Annotated in this window: 13 protein-coding genes; 8 read left to right on the top strand and 5 right to left on the bottom strand. The window is 42.6% G+C overall.

Translation table 11 applies throughout. The features are described from left to right. Window positions 1-52 precede the first annotated feature (52 nt). Complete coding sequence (locus WAZ74_RS11290; protein WP_422308395.1) at window positions 53-1012, top strand: AEC family transporter; 960 nt, start codon at window positions 53-55, stop codon at window positions 1010-1012. Window positions 1013-1085: 73 nt separating this feature from the next. Then, window positions 1086-2114, top strand: coding sequence for an ornithine cyclodeaminase family protein (locus tag WAZ74_RS11285; RefSeq protein WP_422308394.1), 1029 nt, complete (start codon window positions 1086-1088; stop codon window positions 2112-2114). A gap of 170 nt (window positions 2115-2284) precedes the next feature. Here WAZ74_RS11285 and WAZ74_RS11280 read toward each other — a convergent pair whose 3' ends face one another. From WAZ74_RS11280 to katG, 4 genes are all read right to left on the bottom strand, one after another. Continuing rightward, window positions 2285-2431 (bottom strand): hypothetical protein, encoded by a 147-nt coding sequence (locus WAZ74_RS11280; protein WP_422308393.1) that lies wholly within the window; start codon window positions 2429-2431, stop codon window positions 2285-2287. Window positions 2432-2479: 48 nt separating this feature from the next. Next, entirely contained in the window at window positions 2480-3481 is a 1002-nt protein-coding gene (locus WAZ74_RS11275; RefSeq protein ID WP_422308392.1) for an LLM class flavin-dependent oxidoreductase, read from the bottom strand. A 483-nt stretch (window positions 3482-3964) separates the two neighbouring features. After that, the gene (locus tag WAZ74_RS11270) at window positions 3965-4894 is read right to left on the bottom strand and encodes a LysR substrate-binding domain-containing protein (protein ID WP_201562611.1); all 930 of its coding nucleotides are present in this window, start codon (window positions 4892-4894) and stop codon (window positions 3965-3967) included. Between the two features lie 292 nt (window positions 4895-5186). Beyond that, entirely contained in the window at window positions 5187-7370 is a 2184-nt protein-coding gene (gene katG, locus WAZ74_RS11265) for a catalase/peroxidase HPI (RefSeq protein ID WP_422308516.1), read from the bottom strand. An 884-nt stretch (window positions 7371-8254) separates the two neighbouring features. Here katG and WAZ74_RS11260 point away from each other — a divergent pair. From WAZ74_RS11260 to WAZ74_RS11240, 5 genes are all read left to right on the top strand, one after another. Next, the gene (locus WAZ74_RS11260) at window positions 8255-9943 is read left to right on the top strand and encodes an AmpG family muropeptide MFS transporter (RefSeq protein WP_422308391.1); all 1689 of its coding nucleotides are present in this window, start codon (window positions 8255-8257) and stop codon (window positions 9941-9943) included. Between the two features lie 48 nt (window positions 9944-9991). Further along, window positions 9992-10918, top strand: coding sequence for a peptide chain release factor N(5)-glutamine methyltransferase (gene prmC / locus WAZ74_RS11255; protein WP_422308390.1), 927 nt, complete (start codon window positions 9992-9994; stop codon window positions 10916-10918). Between the two features lie 21 nt (window positions 10919-10939). Next, a complete protein-coding gene (locus WAZ74_RS11250; protein ID WP_422308389.1) occupies window positions 10940-11752 on the top strand; it encodes a HesA/MoeB/ThiF family protein in 813 nt (270 codons plus the stop codon). A gap of 75 nt (window positions 11753-11827) precedes the next feature. Continuing rightward, window positions 11828-13183 (top strand): ABC1 kinase family protein, encoded by a 1356-nt coding sequence (locus WAZ74_RS11245; RefSeq protein ID WP_422308388.1) that lies wholly within the window; start codon window positions 11828-11830, stop codon window positions 13181-13183. 134 nt (window positions 13184-13317) lie between these two features. Then, a complete protein-coding gene (locus WAZ74_RS11240; RefSeq protein WP_422308387.1) occupies window positions 13318-14574 on the top strand; it encodes a YbfB/YjiJ family MFS transporter in 1257 nt (418 codons plus the stop codon). 5 nt (window positions 14575-14579) lie between these two features. Here the strand turns inward: WAZ74_RS11240 and WAZ74_RS11235 are convergent, their stop codons facing one another. After that, window positions 14580-15068 (bottom strand): Lrp/AsnC family transcriptional regulator, encoded by a 489-nt coding sequence (locus WAZ74_RS11235; RefSeq protein ID WP_422308386.1) that lies wholly within the window; start codon window positions 15066-15068, stop codon window positions 14580-14582. Window positions 15069-15285: 217 nt separating this feature from the next. Here WAZ74_RS11235 and leuA point away from each other — a divergent pair, with 217 nt between their 5' ends. Further along, on the top strand, window positions 15286-17064 hold the full coding sequence (leuA, locus tag WAZ74_RS11230) for a 2-isopropylmalate synthase (RefSeq protein WP_422308385.1): 1779 nt from the start codon (window positions 15286-15288) through the stop codon (window positions 17062-17064). The last annotated feature ends 165 nt before the right edge of the window (window positions 17065-17229 follow it).

The following is a 17229-nucleotide window of genomic DNA, read 5'->3' as shown; positions in this document are numbered from 1 at the left end:
ACCGTAACGATGCCTCTATCTATTGGGGCATCTTGCTGACTTGAGCCTATTCATGATCGAAGCTATTCTTTTTGCGATTACCATTGTTCTGCCCAACCTTGCTTTAATGGGGTTGGGTTTTTTTATGCAAAAAAATGGACAGGCGAGTAAAGCGTTTATCGATCAAGCCTCAAGCTTTGTATTTAATTACTGTTTACCGTGCTTGTTATTTTTTAGTGTGGTCGATAGTGAGGTGGATTATGCTAAGCAGTTAATATTAATAGCGGCTGGTGTTGTCGTCACATTCATTCTATTTGTAGGTTCTGAGCTGTACGCCGGACGCTTTATCAGTAAGCCTGCTGATCAAGGGGTCTTTGTACAAGGGGTATTCCGTAGTAACATGGCCATTATTGGCCTTGCAACCGTTGCCAACGCTTATGGAGAGCAAGGGTTAGGTATTGGCGCGGTATACATGGGCATAGTAACGATATTATTTAATATATTAGCGGTTATTACCCTTAGTCGTGTGTCCAAAAATGTACACGATACTTGCATTAACCGTACTATATTAATTGTCAAAAAGCTGGCGACTAATCCACTTATGGTGGCACTGGTCGCCGCTTTTGCTTACAAAGCACTATCATTATCACCGATTACTGGTGTTATTCATACGACGGGTGATTTGCTCGCGGCAGTTGCCTTACCCTTAGCGCTGATCTGTGCGGGTGCCAGTCTTGACTTAAAATCGATGCTCAGTCTTTCAGGCATATCGATGCAGGCGAGTATAGGCCGTATCGTTATCGCGCCATTAGTCGCCATCACAGTAGGGCTTAGTTTTGGACTGACTGGTGTACATATGGGTGTGCTGTTTTTAATGGCAGCCGCACCGACAGCTGCTGCAAGCTATGTCATGGCGAAGGCCATGGGCGGTAATGATATTTTAGCGGCCAATATTTTAGGCTTCACTACGGTGGTAGGAATGTTTGGTATGGCAATCGGAGCAGGGATCTTACGCGGAATGGGGCTGATGTAGTAGGATAATTTGAGCAACAAGTAAAGATTATAACAATAAATAAATTAATGAATAAATAAACGGAGTCATTATTATGCAATGGTTAAATAAAGAAACCGTTACTAAACACTTAACGATGCAAGCGACGATTGATACGATTGAAAAGCTGTTACATTTGCAAGCTGAGTATCCTAATTGGGTCAAAGCACCTGAGCGCTTGGTTATTGAGACTTTTAGTGAGGATGATAAGCAACGCTCAGGCTCGCATTTATCGATGCCATCGACTATTTATGATGGACAGCAGGAATATACAGCGGTGAAACTGGTCACTATTTGTCCTGATAATCCTAGTCGTGATTTGCCAACCACGACGGCGATTATTACGGTGTCGGATAATACCAATGGCGAGATTTTAGCGATAATGGATGGTATTTATATCACGCAAGTGCGTACGGCAGCACTATCCGGTATCGCAACCAAATATATGGTAAAGGCGGATTGTCAAAGTGTAGCCGTTGTCGGTTGCGGCGGCATGGCTTACGAGCAACTACACGCTGTGCTTACTGTGCGCCCTGAGATTAAAACGGTTTATCTTTGGAATAGAAATGTGCAAGGGGCAGAGAATTTTAGAGCCAAATTTGCTCGTGATTATCCTCAATGGGATGTTAAGCTAAAGGTTTGCGAACAGCTTGAAGATGCTATAAAAGATGCGGATATTATTAATCTTGCTACACGTTCTGATAAAGGTTTATTTAGCGCCGAGCAAGTTAAGCCCGATGTCCATATCAATGCAGTAGGGGCGTATCTACCATCGATGAAAGAAGTTAGTAATAAAGTTATCGAAAATAGCAGTATGGTCATCGTTGATGATTTAGTCGGCTGTCGTCATGAAGCTGGAGATTTAATTCAAGCGCATGATGCCGCTGATTGTATATGGACATGGGATGATCTGAGCGGTGATTTACAAGCGCTGGTGACAGGCAGGTTAAATGAAGCAACGACGAGGTCTGATAAAGGCATTACCTTATTCAAATCGGTTGGCGCAGCAAGCTTTGATGCGGCAGTGGCTATACATATCACGCAACTGGCTCAGCAGGAAAATCTTGGTGTCGTACTGTCTTAAAGGTGTGGCTTTCCTGAATTTTTAATATCCGCTAATAACAAGCAGCCATCGCACTGATTTTGATTAGCAAAAACTAAATATAAAAAAGCCTCCTATTCATATAAGAATAGGAGGCGTTTACTATTATATAAAAAACTATATGAAGAATTGAATTAACGATAATAGTTTGGCTAACGGCGGTTGTTACGTTTATCTTCGCGACGTTTTTTTCCGCGAGGACTAATACTGTAAGTAAAATAACCGGCAACAATCATAACTGCGATAAAAGCCAAAATATATAAAAATATTGATGAACCGATAGCAGCAGAGGGTTCCATGACCGTAATCTCATTAAAGTTATGTATCAATTATGCAAGCACGATGGCCTATTGTAAAGTAAACAAGTTTAGCTCAGATGTAAGTTCAAGTGAACGTAGACGTGCTGCTTGATCATAGACGTTTGCTGTGACAATCAGCTCATCTGGTTGATAGGTTGCAAGAAAAGCAGCAAGCTTTGGCTTAACCGTTTCAACAGAACCGATAAACGACACGGATAAAGCACTATCAACCATCATTTTCTCGCTTGAACTCCAAATACTATCCATATCATGGGTAGGTTTTGGCATTTGACCCATTTCACCACGGCGCAAGCGCACAAAACTCTGCTGTGCTGAGGTAAAGTGATAGTTTGCGGTTTTATCATCGTCCGCTAGTAACAAGTTAGCTGCCAGCATCACATAAGGTTTATCTAAATAAGCGGATGGTCTAAATTGTTCGCGATAAGCTGTGACGGCTTGTCCAAGCATTTGCGGCGCAAAGTGCGAAGCAAACACATACGGTAATCCCAAATGCGCCGCTAAGGTCGCACCAAATAATGAAGAACCCAATATCCAGATAGGGATATTAGATTTTGCACCCGGAAACGCCTGTACTGGGCTATTATCTGTGCCATTCCCCAAAAAGTACATCAATTCTTGGACATCTTGTGGAAAACGATCGGCATCTTGCATCTGCCGACGTAGCGCCTGAAAGGTTGCGCCATCAGTACCAGGGGCGCGGCCTAAACCTAAATCTACGCGGTCGCCGTATAGCGCCTGCAAAGTGCCAAATTGTTCAGCGATGACAAGGGGCGCATGATTGGGTAGCATGACGCCACCTGCACCGATACGAATACGCTTGGTTTGACTGCCAATGTGCGATAGTAGTACCGATGTTGCTGCGCTAGCGATACCCGGCATATTATGATGCTCAGCCATCCAATAGCGATTTAAGCCAGATTTTTCTGCTTGCTGTGCTATCTCAACGGTTTGGGCAATGCCTTCAGCGATGGTTTTGCCAGTAGGAACGGGCGCTAAATCTAGAAAGGATAAGGGAATGGTATTGCTCATAAATCACCTGTTATTATGATGTCATATCAGATATGACAGTATTATTTGTTATAAAATCATAGTGTTATAAAAGCATTCGCTTGCATCTTTATTGTTAAATTACTTATAAATGTGCAAATACTAAATGCTCAACACCTTATATAATGGGGCAATTAATCCATATAAAAAGGTCGACATAAAAAGTGATAACAAATCTTAATAGGATAGAAAAAATAGAGCTAAAACGATAAATATAAATTCCAAGGCAAAAGATAAAAAACGGCCTCACTATCTAGTAATAATGAGGCCGTCGTTAATTATTTTTTACTATAGTTGATACCCAATAAAACAGATACGTTATTTTATCACGCGAGACTAGGATGAGTTTTTCTGGCTTGCTGTGCCTACGCCGACAGAGGCTACAAAAAACTCATCCTAGTCCCACTGTATCGTTTTTACATTGAACTGACTATATGTAAACATTATCGGTTAGGTTTAAAAACCTTACTGACTGAACTGTTTTTGACATAGCTCCATAAATGCACGCCCATACTGACGAATTTCTGCATCATCACGTACCGCCATCCAACTGGTAAAGCGGCCGAAATGGTCGACTGGTATAGCAGTGAGGTTTTGATAATGACTCGGCTCAAAAGCCATCTCCGCGATAATACCAATACCTAAACCTAAGCCAACATAAGTGCTAATCACATCGGCATCAAGTGCGGCCAGTACGATATCCGGCTCAAGTCCTGCATCACTAAAGGTTTTATCAATCGCGCCGCGCCCCGTAAAGCCGCCATGATAAGTGACGATCGGATAACTGGCAAGAGTCGGTAAGTCAATAGATTCTAAGCCTGCAAGTTCATGGTCGCTTGGTACAATAACGCGATGCGTCCAGTCGTAATAACGATAACAGCGTAAATAGTTATTATGTAATAAAGACTCGGTGGCAATCCCAATATCGGCTTGTCCGCGTATCACCATCTGTGCGATAGTTTCAGGATCTGCCTGTTGTAAAATTAGATTAACCTTAGGAAAACGTTCTTTAAACGCTTTTACCACCTCCGGTAATACATAACGTGCCTGAGTATGAGTCGTGGCAATGGTCAATGTACCAACATTTGGATTATTAAAATCGAGGCTTAAATTTTCAATCGTACGAATTTCGGCAAAAATAGACTCAATATGCGGCATGAGCGCGGTGCCCATCGTCGTAAGTCCAGTCAAGCGTTTGCCTTGTCGAACAAATACTTCGGTTTTAAGCTGATTTTCAAGCGCCGCAATATGCTTTGATAGGCTTGATTGACTGGTATGCAGTACCGTTGCTGCTTGACTTAAGTTATAGCCATTGATTACTGTATGCCACACTGTTTCCAACTGTTTGAGTTGGATTTGCAGATGCCGCTGATTGACCACTACGTCGATTGCCATCACTTTACCCTATTGTATAAACATACAAACCTCGTCTGTATGTAAAATAAAAACGTACAAATATTCAATAAGTAGCTAGTGTAAATCAAACCTATTATTCACGTATATACTAAATATACATGTATTTATATTATTTTGGAATAAGTAGATAATTATTGAAGCGCTTTTAGTGATTTAAAATAAGCTATTGAATTTATGTTACGCCATAAAAAACAGCCACCTTTTTTAAGGTGACTGTTTTACTTATTACTCAATAACAGTAAAAACTAAGATTAGCAGTTATACCTAACGATTAGCCAAAGCGATCTGCATTCATCACTTTGCTCCAAGCATTAATAAAGTCATGGACAAACTTCTCTAAGTTATCATCCTGAGCGTATAGTTCAGAATAAGCACGTAAGATAGAGTTTGAGCCAAACACCAAGTCAACACGAGTGGCCTGCCATTTCACATTACCGGTCGCACGCTCGCGTACTTCATAAAGATTGGAGGTATGCTCTGAATCATCATTGTCATTGATTGGATGCCAAGTAAGATTCATATCGGTCAAATTAACGAAGAAGTCATTGCTAAGCACACCAGCACGGTCGGTCAAGACGCCGTGTTGCTTATGAGCATAGTTAGTATCAAGAACGCGCATACCACCGATTAGTACCACCATCTCAGGTGCACTTAGACCCATTAATTGAGTGCGATCAAGCAACATCTCTTCAGGCGATACCGCATAGTTGTTTTTTACCCAGTTACGATAGCCGTCATGACGTGGCTCAAGATCGTCAAACGATTCAGCGTCGGTCATTTTATCTGTTGCATCGCCGCGACCTGCATTGAAAGGTACGCTAGCCTCGACGCCAGCTTCAGCCGCTGCTTGTTCAATAGCGCTATTACCAGCAAGAACGATCAAATCAGCTATGCTAATAGTTTTAGCAAATTCTGTTTGAATACGGGTCAAAGTCTCAAGCACACGTTGTAGTTGCTCAGGCTCATTACCTACCCAGTCTTTTTGCGGGGCGAGACGAATACGTGCGCCATTAGCTCCGCCGCGATAATCAGAGGCGCGGAAAGTACGGGCGCTGTCCCATGCGGTGATGATTAATTCACGACGGCTGAGACCACTGTCTAATATTTGCGCTTTTAGCGTGGCAATATCATCAGCTGTTAAGTCAGCATTGCCTTCAGGAACAATATCTTGCCAGACAAAATCTTCTGCCGGTACATCAGCACCTAAATAACGCGCTTTTGGTCCTAAGTCACGATGGGTGAGCTTAAACCAAGCTTTAGCAAACACTTCATCGAAGTATTGTGGATTTTTATGAAAGTTTTCTGAAATTTTACGATAAGCCGGATCTTTAATCATTGCCATATCGGCATCGGTCATCATAGGATTGCGGCGGATACTAGGATCGTGCGCATCTACTGGCTTATCTTCCTCAGCAATATCAGTCGGCTCCCACTGCCATGCACCGGCTGGGCTTTTGGTTAGTTCCCAGTTGTGACCTAATAGCAGCTCAAAATACTCATAATCCCATTGGGTCGGGTGAGTGGTCCATGCGCCTTCAATACCACTGGAAACGGTATCGCCAGCATTGCCGCTGCCGTTAGGGTTGCGCCAGCCTAAACCTTGCTCTTGAATGCCAGCGGCTTCTGGCTCATCTTCTAAAACAGTCGCATCGCCGTTACCATGACATTTACCAACAGTATGGCCGCCAGCAGTTAAGGCAACCGTTTCTTCGTCATTCATCGACATACGAGCAAAGGTAGTGCGTATATCTTGTGCTGTTTTTATCGGATCAGGATTACCATCAACACCTTCAGGGTTGACATAAATTAAGCCCATTTGTACGGCTGCTAGTGGGTTTTCTAATGATTCACGTTCTTCGTCATTATCATAACGATTTTTGGTTGCCGCTAGCCATTCGCGCTCAGAGCCCCAGTAGATGTCTTTTTCTGGATGCCAAATATCAGCGCGACCGCCAGCGAAACCTAGAGTTTTAAAGCCCATAGATTCATAGGCCATATTACCAGCTAGAATCATCAGATCTGCCCAAGATAGCTTATTGCCGTACTTTTTCTTCATTGGCCATAGTAGGCGACGCGCTTTATCTAAGTTAACGTTATCCGGCCAGCTGTTTAATGGCGCAAAGCGCTGGTTACCAGTGTTAGAGCCGCCACGACCATCAGAGCTACGATACGTGCCTGCGGAATGCCAAGCCATCCGAATCATAAGGCCGCCATAATGACCCCAATCTGCTGGCCACCACTCTTGTGATTCAGTCATTAGGTCTTTTAAATCTTGCTTGACCGCTTCTAAATCTAATTGCTTAAAGGCTTCAGCATAATCAAAGTCCGGGCCCATCGGATTGGTTTTATTATCTTGTTGATGCAAAATATCTAGATTTAAAGCGTTTGGCCACCAATCCGTTGCAGCAGATGCAGTGGTAGTATGTGCTTGATGCATGACTGGACAGCCGCCCATACTAGGACGCTGCGGGGTATGCGACTCATCGACGTTTTCGCTATGTATTGTCGGACCTTGGCCATCACCTTGATCATAAGTAGTGTTGCTGTTAGCAACATTATCGTCACGGTTATCAGGATTGTTGTGGTCTACAGGGCAGCCATTAGACTGTGATCCTGAATTGCTGGGCGTTGAATCATTGGGGGTCGAGTTGGACATTAAATAACTCCTAAGTATTGCTAATATAAATGAGGACAAAAAGCAGTCAATAACATTGGTAAGTGCTATTGTTTATGTACCTAGCATATAGTGTTATTAGTGATTTAAAAAACTATTAAATAAGAATGATGCGTTTTAAATAATTAATCGCTATATAAATAACGATTAGTTTTTTATAAGCCTCTGACTTCAAGTGTTATTTTCTAATTCTGATTACACTATATTTTAAGATTTTTTTTGACGACTATAAATTAGGATTGATAGCTATTAACCGATAGCTATTAATAGTAACGCGTAATTAAGATGATGCATAATAACAATGTTAAAACTTACGAAGATAAATGAAATTAGGCTTAACCTAACAGTTAAGTAAGCTTATGACACATTTTACAATACGCTGCGTTACCGCTGTGATACATAAGAAGGTTATAACGCGCGTTACAAGCTATTTAATGCAAAAATATCAGCATAATGCCTAGGCAATTTAGACGTTCTCAAGTACCATAATTCAATTTTGCAGCAAATGTCATTTTCTTTGTACAGAGCTAGGCAATTTTTTGTCCCTTTTTATCCTGACGGCTTCTACGTTATATAGTATCGATAGCATAACTGCCAGTGGATAAGGTTTTTGGATGAAAGATAGCGCGCTGTCGTATTTTTGTCTAAATTTTCGGTGAGTTGTTATGTCTGCTGTCCAATCTATACCGCCTAATCCTCCAGTTGCCAAAAAACCATGGGGTGAGGCGGCTAAAGCTTATCTTGACCGCCGCGCGATGATCATGCTGTTCTTGGGGTTTTTCGCCGGCATTCCTATTATGCTGATCTTCTCTAGTCTGTCATTGTGGCTGCGTGAAGCAGGGATTGACCGTGGCGTAGTGACGATGTTTAGTTGGGCAGCGCTCGGCTACTCGTTTAAGTTTATTTGGGCACCTTTGGTTGATGCGGTGCCTTTGCCGATATTGACCAAATTGCTGGGTCGCAGGCGTGCTTGGATATTGGTCGCACAGTTATTGATTATTCTGGCGATTTGTATTATGGCGAGTGTCAACCCGATTACTGAGGATAGCTTAACGCTGATGGCAGTCGGTGCAGTACTGCTTGGGTTCTCATCAGCGACTCAAGATATCGTGGTTGATGCGTATCGTATTGAGCTGGCACCGCCAAGTCTACAGGCGGTGCTGTCTGCCATGTATGTCGCAGGCTATCGTATCGGTATGATTGTCGCGGGCGCTGGTGCATTGTATTTGGCTGACTATTTTGGCTCTACCGAAGCTTTGTATAGCTATGAGGCATGGCGTAACACCTATTGGGTCATGGCAGCGGTCATGGGGGCTGGGGTGATAACTACCTTGATTATCCGTGAGCCTGCCATTAGTCAGGTGCTCACTACTTCATCAGACGGCGCTCAGCTTCAGATCCCTCGCAAAACGTCAGACTATGCGCGTTTATTTTTAGTATTTGTCTTATCTGTTTCTGGTTTTGTCTGGGCATTTATTACCGCTGGTTCGCTCCTGCCAGAAACTGACAGTGCGGTGGTTGGATTCTTATTAGAGATAGTACATCTGGCATTGAGCTTAGCCGTTGCTTTAATTATTGGTTATGGTTTGGTAAAAGCGGGTGTGGTAAAAAAACAAATGGCGATGCAGATGTGGATTGAGCCCATTGCTGACTTCTTCCGGCGTTATGGAAAAAAAGCACTGCTATTACTGGCATTAGTTGGACTCTACCGTGTTTCTGACATTGTCGCTGGCGTCATATCCAACGTTTTTTACTTAGATATGGGCTTTACTAAGATTGAGATTGCCAATGCGGTGAAGTTATTTGGGGTCATTATGGCCATTGCCGGTGGCTTTTTAGGCGGGTTATTAGCACAAAGAATGCGCATCATGCATGCCATGATGGTTGGGGCAATCCTCGCCTGCGCGACCAACCTATTATTCGTGCTATTGACTTATCATCCAGGTAGTTTGCCTTATATGTATTTGGCGGTGAGTCTTGATAATTTGGCAGCCGGGCTTGCTAGTGCTGTATTTATTGCATTTTTATCAGCATTGACCTCAATTCGTTTTACTGCCGTACAATATGCCATTTTTTCTTCATTGATGACTTTATTGCCTAAGGTTTTAGGTGGTTATTCCGGCACTATCGTTGATAATACCAACTATCAATTCTTCTTTATTTTCACCTTTTTAATTGGTATTCCTATTTTAGCGCTGATTTATTACGTTGATAAGTATATCGTCATTGGTGATAACGATGATATCTATAGTGATGACGATAATGATAATAGTGGAGATAACAAAGGTGTTGAATTAACTAAAGCTAACCCTAACTTATCAAATACGAATGAGCCACCGCGTGCGTCAGAATAATGTGTGGAGTATAAAGGATAAAGTCTATATAACTATCAAGAGTCGTTTATGACAGCGCCAAAAGTAGCGGATATAACAGTACAGGAAATTAAAAATCAAGCAGTGCAAATGGCTAAAGATTTAGCCGTTCCAGCATTTTGGATAACGGATTGGCTCTTGTATGTCATTGATAAGCCAGCAGTGTTTTTAATGACGGATGAAGATTATCAGCTTACAGATACAGAATATGAGCGATTTAATACTGGTGTGACTAAAATGCAGCAGGGCACACCACTTGCTTATTTAACGGGCAAGCAGGAATTCTGGTCGCTTGATTTTATCGTTAATAAGCATACTTTGATACCGAGACCAGATACTGAAGTGTTGGTTGAGCAAGTACTACAGTGGATAAGTGCACAGGATAAAGAGTCTGCGCCTAATGCTACTGCTAGCAATAAGCGTCTACTAGATTTGGGCACAGGCTCAGGCTGTATTGCCATTAGTATTGCGCATGAGTTAAAACTGGCTGATAAGTTAAAACTACTAAGCTGGCAAGTGGTTGCTGTTGACTTCTCAGCAAAAGCTCTTGAAGTTGCAAAATATAATGCTACTGCGAATAAAGTACATAATATTGAATTTGTTCAAAGCAGCTGGTATAGCGAATTATCCACTGATAACACACAGTTATTCGATGTTATTGTTTCCAATCCGCCTTATATTGATGAGGCAGATGAGCATTTAGCAGGTTTGCTCGCAGAGCCCATCAGTGCGTTAAGTGCGCCCAATCATGGCTTGGCTGATATTGAGCATATTATTAAGTATGCACCGCAATATCTACGAGTAGACGGCTTATTAGCGATTGAGCATGGTTTTGATCAAGGGTCTGCGGTACGACAGTTGTTTATTAACAATGGCTTTCATCATATACAAACCATTCAAGATTTCGGTGGTAATGATAGAGTGACGCTTGGGCAGCTTAATAAAGATTCGCTTTAATCTTAAGTAATGGTTATAAATATGAGTAAGATTATAGACACAGAGATGTTATTAGATGCTGAGCTGCTGCGTTATGCACGGCAGATACTACTCGATGGTTGGGATATTGATGCCCAGCTACGTTTAAAATCATCGCGTATCGTTATGATTGGAGCAGGCGGACTTGGCTGTCCTGCTTCTGAGACTTTAGTACGTGCAGGACTTGGATACGTTCATCTGATTGATGATGATGTGATTGAGGCCAGTAACCTACAGCGCCAAACGCTGTTTTTACCTGAAGACATCGGTAAGCCTAAGGCGCTGACAGCTGCGCAAATGTTAGAGCGCATTAACCCTTTGATAATTGCGCGTGGTACGGTGGCGAGATTGAGTGAAGACAACGCTTATGAGTTGTTAGATATGGCTTCTGGTAAGCCAAATCTACTATTGGATTGTACTGATAATTTTGCGACTCGCGATATCATTAATCGTATTAGTGTACGCTATCAGATTCCGCTATTATCTGCTTCAGCGATTGCGATGCAAGGGCAATTGGCATTATTTGAGCCGCATTTGAATACGGGGTGCTACCATTGCGTGTTTGGATCGGTGACAGTTGATGCAGAGGCTGACGATACAGTAGCTGATGAGCGTACTTGTGCCAATTCAGGGGTGCTTGCCAGTACCACAGCTATCATGGGCAATTTACAAGCCAATGCTGCTTTGCAATATTTAGGATTGACCAAAAATCCACTGACAAATAAGCTGTTAATATGGGATGGTAGCCAGATGCAGCAACGGCTGATGGGCTATCGGAAAGATACAGAGTGTCCCATCTGTAGCGCCAGTTATTGATTTATGATTGTTTAGCTGTTTATCATTTATCAGTGTCCATTCTTAAATATTTCTTTATTACCATAGTTGTCTTTTATGAAAATTCATCGTCCACATTTATTAAAGCATACCTTTAATGTCGTCAACCGTGTTCGCCAAACGGCAAGCGTTGCCGGTTTGTCAGCGCTCAGAGTAGCAAAAGGCGAAAAACCTGATGCCATGCTGCTAAAAGAAACCTTTGAGCAATTGGGTACGACTTATATCAAGATAGGTCAGTTTATTGCCAGCACGCCGTCATTGTTTCCCCGTGAATATGTAGAAGCGTTCCAGAGCTGTTTGGATCAAACCACGCCGCTATCCTATGCTTATATTGAGCAGGTGCTAAAAGAAGAATTGGCCGTTGATGGGTTAACGCTTGCAGAGATATTTGCGCATATCGATACAAAACCGCTAGCGTCAGCCTCTATTGCCCAAGTCCATGCAGCACGGTTGCATAATGGTGATGAGGTGGTAGTAAAGGTGCAGAAGCCTGATGTTGAAACCATCATGCAGACAGATTTAGGCGTATTACATGGCGTAACTAAGTTAGTTGAGCTGTTGATGCCTTCGATGAGGTTTGCCAGTATTGCGCCGATTATTGATGAGATTCGTCTTCGTATGCTTGCTGAGACCGACTTTATCGCTGAAGCGCAAAATATTCGCGACTTTCAGCAGTTTTTAGCGGTATCAGGCAACACACGCGTGGTGGCGCCAAAAGTATATGAAGCGTATACCACCAAACGAGTACTGACCATGAGTCGCCTATACGGTGTCTCAATGGTAGATGAAACCTTGATGCGTCAGTATTGTGCCGATCCTGCGCAAGTGATGGCAGATACGTTGAATACTTGGTTTGCCAGTCTGATTCTGTGCAATAGTTTTCACGCTGATTTGCATGCGGGCAATTTAATGCTGCTAACCGATGGTCGTATTGGCTTTTTGGACTTTGGTATTGTCGGTAAACTAAAAGCTGAGAGCTGGCGTGCCTGCATGGGTATGATGCAAGCAATGCAGGATAATGACTACCAAGCGATGGCGCGCCATATGATTGATATGGAAATGACCCATGGTGGCAATCAGGTCGATGTGGCGGCATTGGGTAATGATTTACAGCGTATGATGAAGACTATCATGGCAGAAGATAGAGCCTTTACCAGTGGTGTACCTTTTAACACGAAAGAGCAGGCGGATGAGCTCAATAAAATGATGCTTGAGATTGTTGATGTCGGCAAACGTCATGGCATTCATTTCCCGCGTGACTTTGCTTTATTGACTAAGCAAATGCTATATTTTGATCGTTTTATGCGTACACTTGCGCCTGATATGGATATGTTTAGCGATCAGCGCGTGCAGATGCTAGGACAAGCAGAGACAGATAACCAAACTAATCGTCCAACGCTGAATGTCTCGTAGTATTAAGTACGGTATCTAGCAAGTACGGTATTTAGAAAGTATGTTATTTAGTAATTACGGTACTTGATTGTTAGTGCTTTTGACTGTTTTTAACACAAAGGATTGTGTGCTCACTACCACAAAATGGCTCCGTCATGATGACTGCTCTCAAAAGTCGTGCTTTTATTATCACCAATGAAACGGCCATCGCTTGCATAGGTCTGTATTGTCTGGCGGTAGTCATGGGATTTGGACGGTTTTTATTTACCGCTACCTTACCTGATATTATGATGCAATTATCGCTATCGACGACCATTGCGGGCTGGATGGCATCGGTCAATTACAGTGGTTATTTCATTGGCGCACTCATTGCGATGTTTGTGCCGCATCGTTTGACATGGCAAATGTTGATGGTGTGGACGATAGTCAGTGTCGTTACGACCATGCTATTGGTTGTGCCAAATATGCCATTAAATCTATGGTATGCCATTCGGCTGTTTTCTGGTATCGCAAGCGGTGTGGCGATGATTTTAAGCTCATCACTAGTGATTCAAAGCTTTAGTCTTGAGCGCCGTTCCGTACTTTCAGCATTGCATTACGCCGGTATTGGTGTTGGCATTAGCGCGTCTGCCATACTGACGTGGTGGTTATTGACGCTTGGCTATCATTTCGATGTGATTTGGCTGGTAGCAGGGATCATCAGTCTACCGCTATTATGGTTGCTCTATGCCATACGTCCAACAAACTTTAGCGCTTCTCAGCCAAATAATAATCAAATATCCTCAATGCGCCAAACTTATCTTAATTTTAAGCGCTCTTTATACGAAGCAGCCGCTGGTCATATCAAGCCGATTGTCTTACTGTCGGCAAGTTATTTGCTCGCTGGCTTTGGTTATATTACCTCCGCTACTTTTTTACCAGTGATGGCCGCTCAGCGCTTAACGATGCAAACGCATGCTGGACTACTGATTTGGCTAGTCGTTGGTGTTTTTGCTATGTTATCAAACCCTATCTGGGGCGCACTTGCCAAGCGAATTGGTGAGACTAAGACTTTAATGGGCTTAACGTTGCTACAAGCGCTTGGGATGTATTTGCCTATATGGTTCGATGGAGCAGTTGGTCTATACGGCAATGCCATTATTTTAGGCTTAACCTTTGTTGGTATGGTGTCGATGACGCTTACCTTGATGAAGAATATTAATCCGATTTATTCTAATCTATTGATGGGGCTTGCAACGTTGGCGTATGCGCTAGGGCAGTTCATAGGTCCATTAGTTACGGTAGCGCTAGCGGGGAAAAATGATAATTTTAATGCTGGATTATTGGTTGCCGCTATGGGACTAATAATAAGTCTGATTTTAATCTTCCTTTTTTGGCGTCAGACGCAAGCATCACAAAAAATATTAGTTTAAATAAATCAAATGACGCTGCGATTAAACACTTCACGTAGCTCAAAACTGGTATGTACTTGGGCTACGCCTTCGATACGATTCAACCGATGTAATAAAAATTCCTCATAATGCGCCATATCGCGTACGCGTACCTTAATTAAGTAGTCTTCTGTGCGACCAGTGACGATACTACAGCTAATCACTTCATCAAAGCTTTGAACTTTACGCTCGAACTGCTCAAAGCGATCAGCAGTATGACGATCCATGCTAATAGCGATAAATACTGCTAAAGGATAGCCGAGTTTTTGTGCATTGGTTTGTATATGGTAGCCTGTGATAATGCCACTATCTTCTAAGCGCTTAATGCGACGGGCGCAAGGGGTCGCTGAGAGATTGACCTGTTCAGCAAGCTCCGTAATACTCATGCGCGCTTGGGTTTGCAATAAGCGTAGTAAGTGCTTATCGGTCTCATCAATGTCAACCGTTGATAAATTCTCAGAATGGCTATTTGGCATAATAACCTCACTAATTAGTGGATTAAAGTAATTATATCTATAATTATAGCGTTTATCACTAAAATAATGGTGAATTATACAAAATAAAGCTGCTTTTCACTTTATAAACTTTGTTATTATAATGGTATAAGTTTTTATTATCTCGTATGATAAAGAATGATTTAGGCATTAGTTGCCTCACTACAAATACAAACTTTATCTTATCTAAGGATTGATTATGTCTAATCAAACAACACGCAATGTAGTTCCTGCAAAGATTACACCCAAAAATGCCGCTTTCGATTTTATTAAGTATCGCCCATTTGCGTTTGCACCTTCATTACCAGATCGCACATGGCCGAGCAAAACGCTTGAAAAGTCGCCAATCTGGGCAAGTGTAGATCTGCGTGATGGTAACCAAGCCTTAATTGACCCGATGACCATTGAACAAAAAATGCGCTTTTTTAAGACGCTAGTTGGCGTAGGGTTTAAAGAAATTGAGATTGGTTTTCCATCAGCCGCGCAAGTGGAATTTGATTTCGCCCGACAATTGATTGAAGAAAACCATGTACCAGATGATGTGACCTTGCAAGTCTTAGTGCAGGCTCGTGAGCATTTGATTGCGCGTACGTTTGAGTCATTAAAAGGAGCGAAGCGTGCCATCGTTCACGTTTATAACTCAACGTGTCGTATCCAACGTGAAAAAGTATATGGAAAAGATAAAGCTGAGATCAAAGAGATTGCCATTACTGGTGCAAAATTATTAGTGGAATATGCGGCAAAATATCCAGAAACAGAGTGGGTCTTTCAGTATTCACCAGAGAGCTTTAGCCAAACCGAGACTGAATATGCGGTCGAAGTCTGTGATGCTGTCTGTGATATTTGGAAGCCTGAGAACGGTCAAGAAGTCATTTTGAACTTGCCAGCGACCGTTGAAGCGTCAACGCCTAACGTATTTGCTGACCAAGTCGAGTATTTTTGTCGTAACCTTGCCAAGCGTGAGCATGTGACGATTAGCTTGCATACACATAATGATCGTGGCTGTGCAGTGGCTGCTGCTGAGCTTGGTGTACTTGCGGGCGCTGATCGTATCGAAGGGACGCTGTTAGGCAATGGCGAGCGTACCGGTAACATGGATATTATGGTCATGGCCATGAACTTATTTAGTCAAGGTATCGATCCAGAGCTTGATTTTAGTAATATGAGTGAGATTGTGCAGGTAGTTAGCGAGTGTAATAACTTACCCGTACATCCACGCCATCCGTATATTGGTGAGCTAGTATTTACCGCCTTTAGTGGCTCGCATCAAGATGCTATCAAAAAATGCCTCGACTATAATGAAAAGCATGTCGAGCAGACTGAAAATGTGTGGGATGTCGCTTATTTACCGATTGATCCGGCGCATATTGGTCGCAGCTATCAAGACGTAGTACGTATCAATAGCCAGTCAGGTAAGGGCGGTGTTGCTTATATCTTGCAGCGTAACTATGGCTTTAATTTACCACGTTGGATGCAAATTGACTTTAGCCGTGTGGTACAGCATCAAGCTGAAACGGCTGCCCGTGAACTACAAAATGATGAAATATTACAAACTTTTGAGAGCACCTATTTGCAGCAAGGTAGCTTTGAGCTCCTAGATTATAGTGTCAATAATAAAGGTGGAGAAGTCTACTTTAATGGTCAAGTACAGATGAATGGCGATACCATCACCATTGACGGCACGGGTAATGGACCGTTGTCTTCATTTATTGATGGACTTGCTCAGCATACCGGTAAGTCAATACATGTCATTAACTACGCTGAGCATGCGATTAATCCGCAGCACAATAGCATTGACGGCATCGACGATGATACCAATAGCGACAATAAAACCAATGCTTATGCCGCGGCCTACATTCAGTTAAATGTCGATGGTGAGGTTTACTCTGGCATCGGTACTTGTAGCAGCACAGTGTCAGCGATGCTTAAAGGCGCATTATCAGCTTTTGCTCAAGCACCAACGACTACAGCTGCTTAAAGTAAGATAGCTTGATAAACGCTAACTATAGAAGTTAATAACTCTAACGTCATGACTCGTTGCGATTAGCAAATAGAGCCATGGCGTTATTTTTTGGTATTTTCTGATGAGGTTTTAGTGGGTGTCGGTGGTGTTTCGACTGTTGCTGTAGAACTAAAAGGTATG

The sequence above is a fragment of the Psychrobacter sp. genome (assembly GCF_049295055.1).
GTDB lineage: Bacteria > Pseudomonadota > Gammaproteobacteria > Pseudomonadales > Moraxellaceae > Psychrobacter.
The sequence above is the reverse complement of the archived record's forward strand: the minus strand, read 5'-3'. Positions and strand labels throughout refer to the sequence as shown.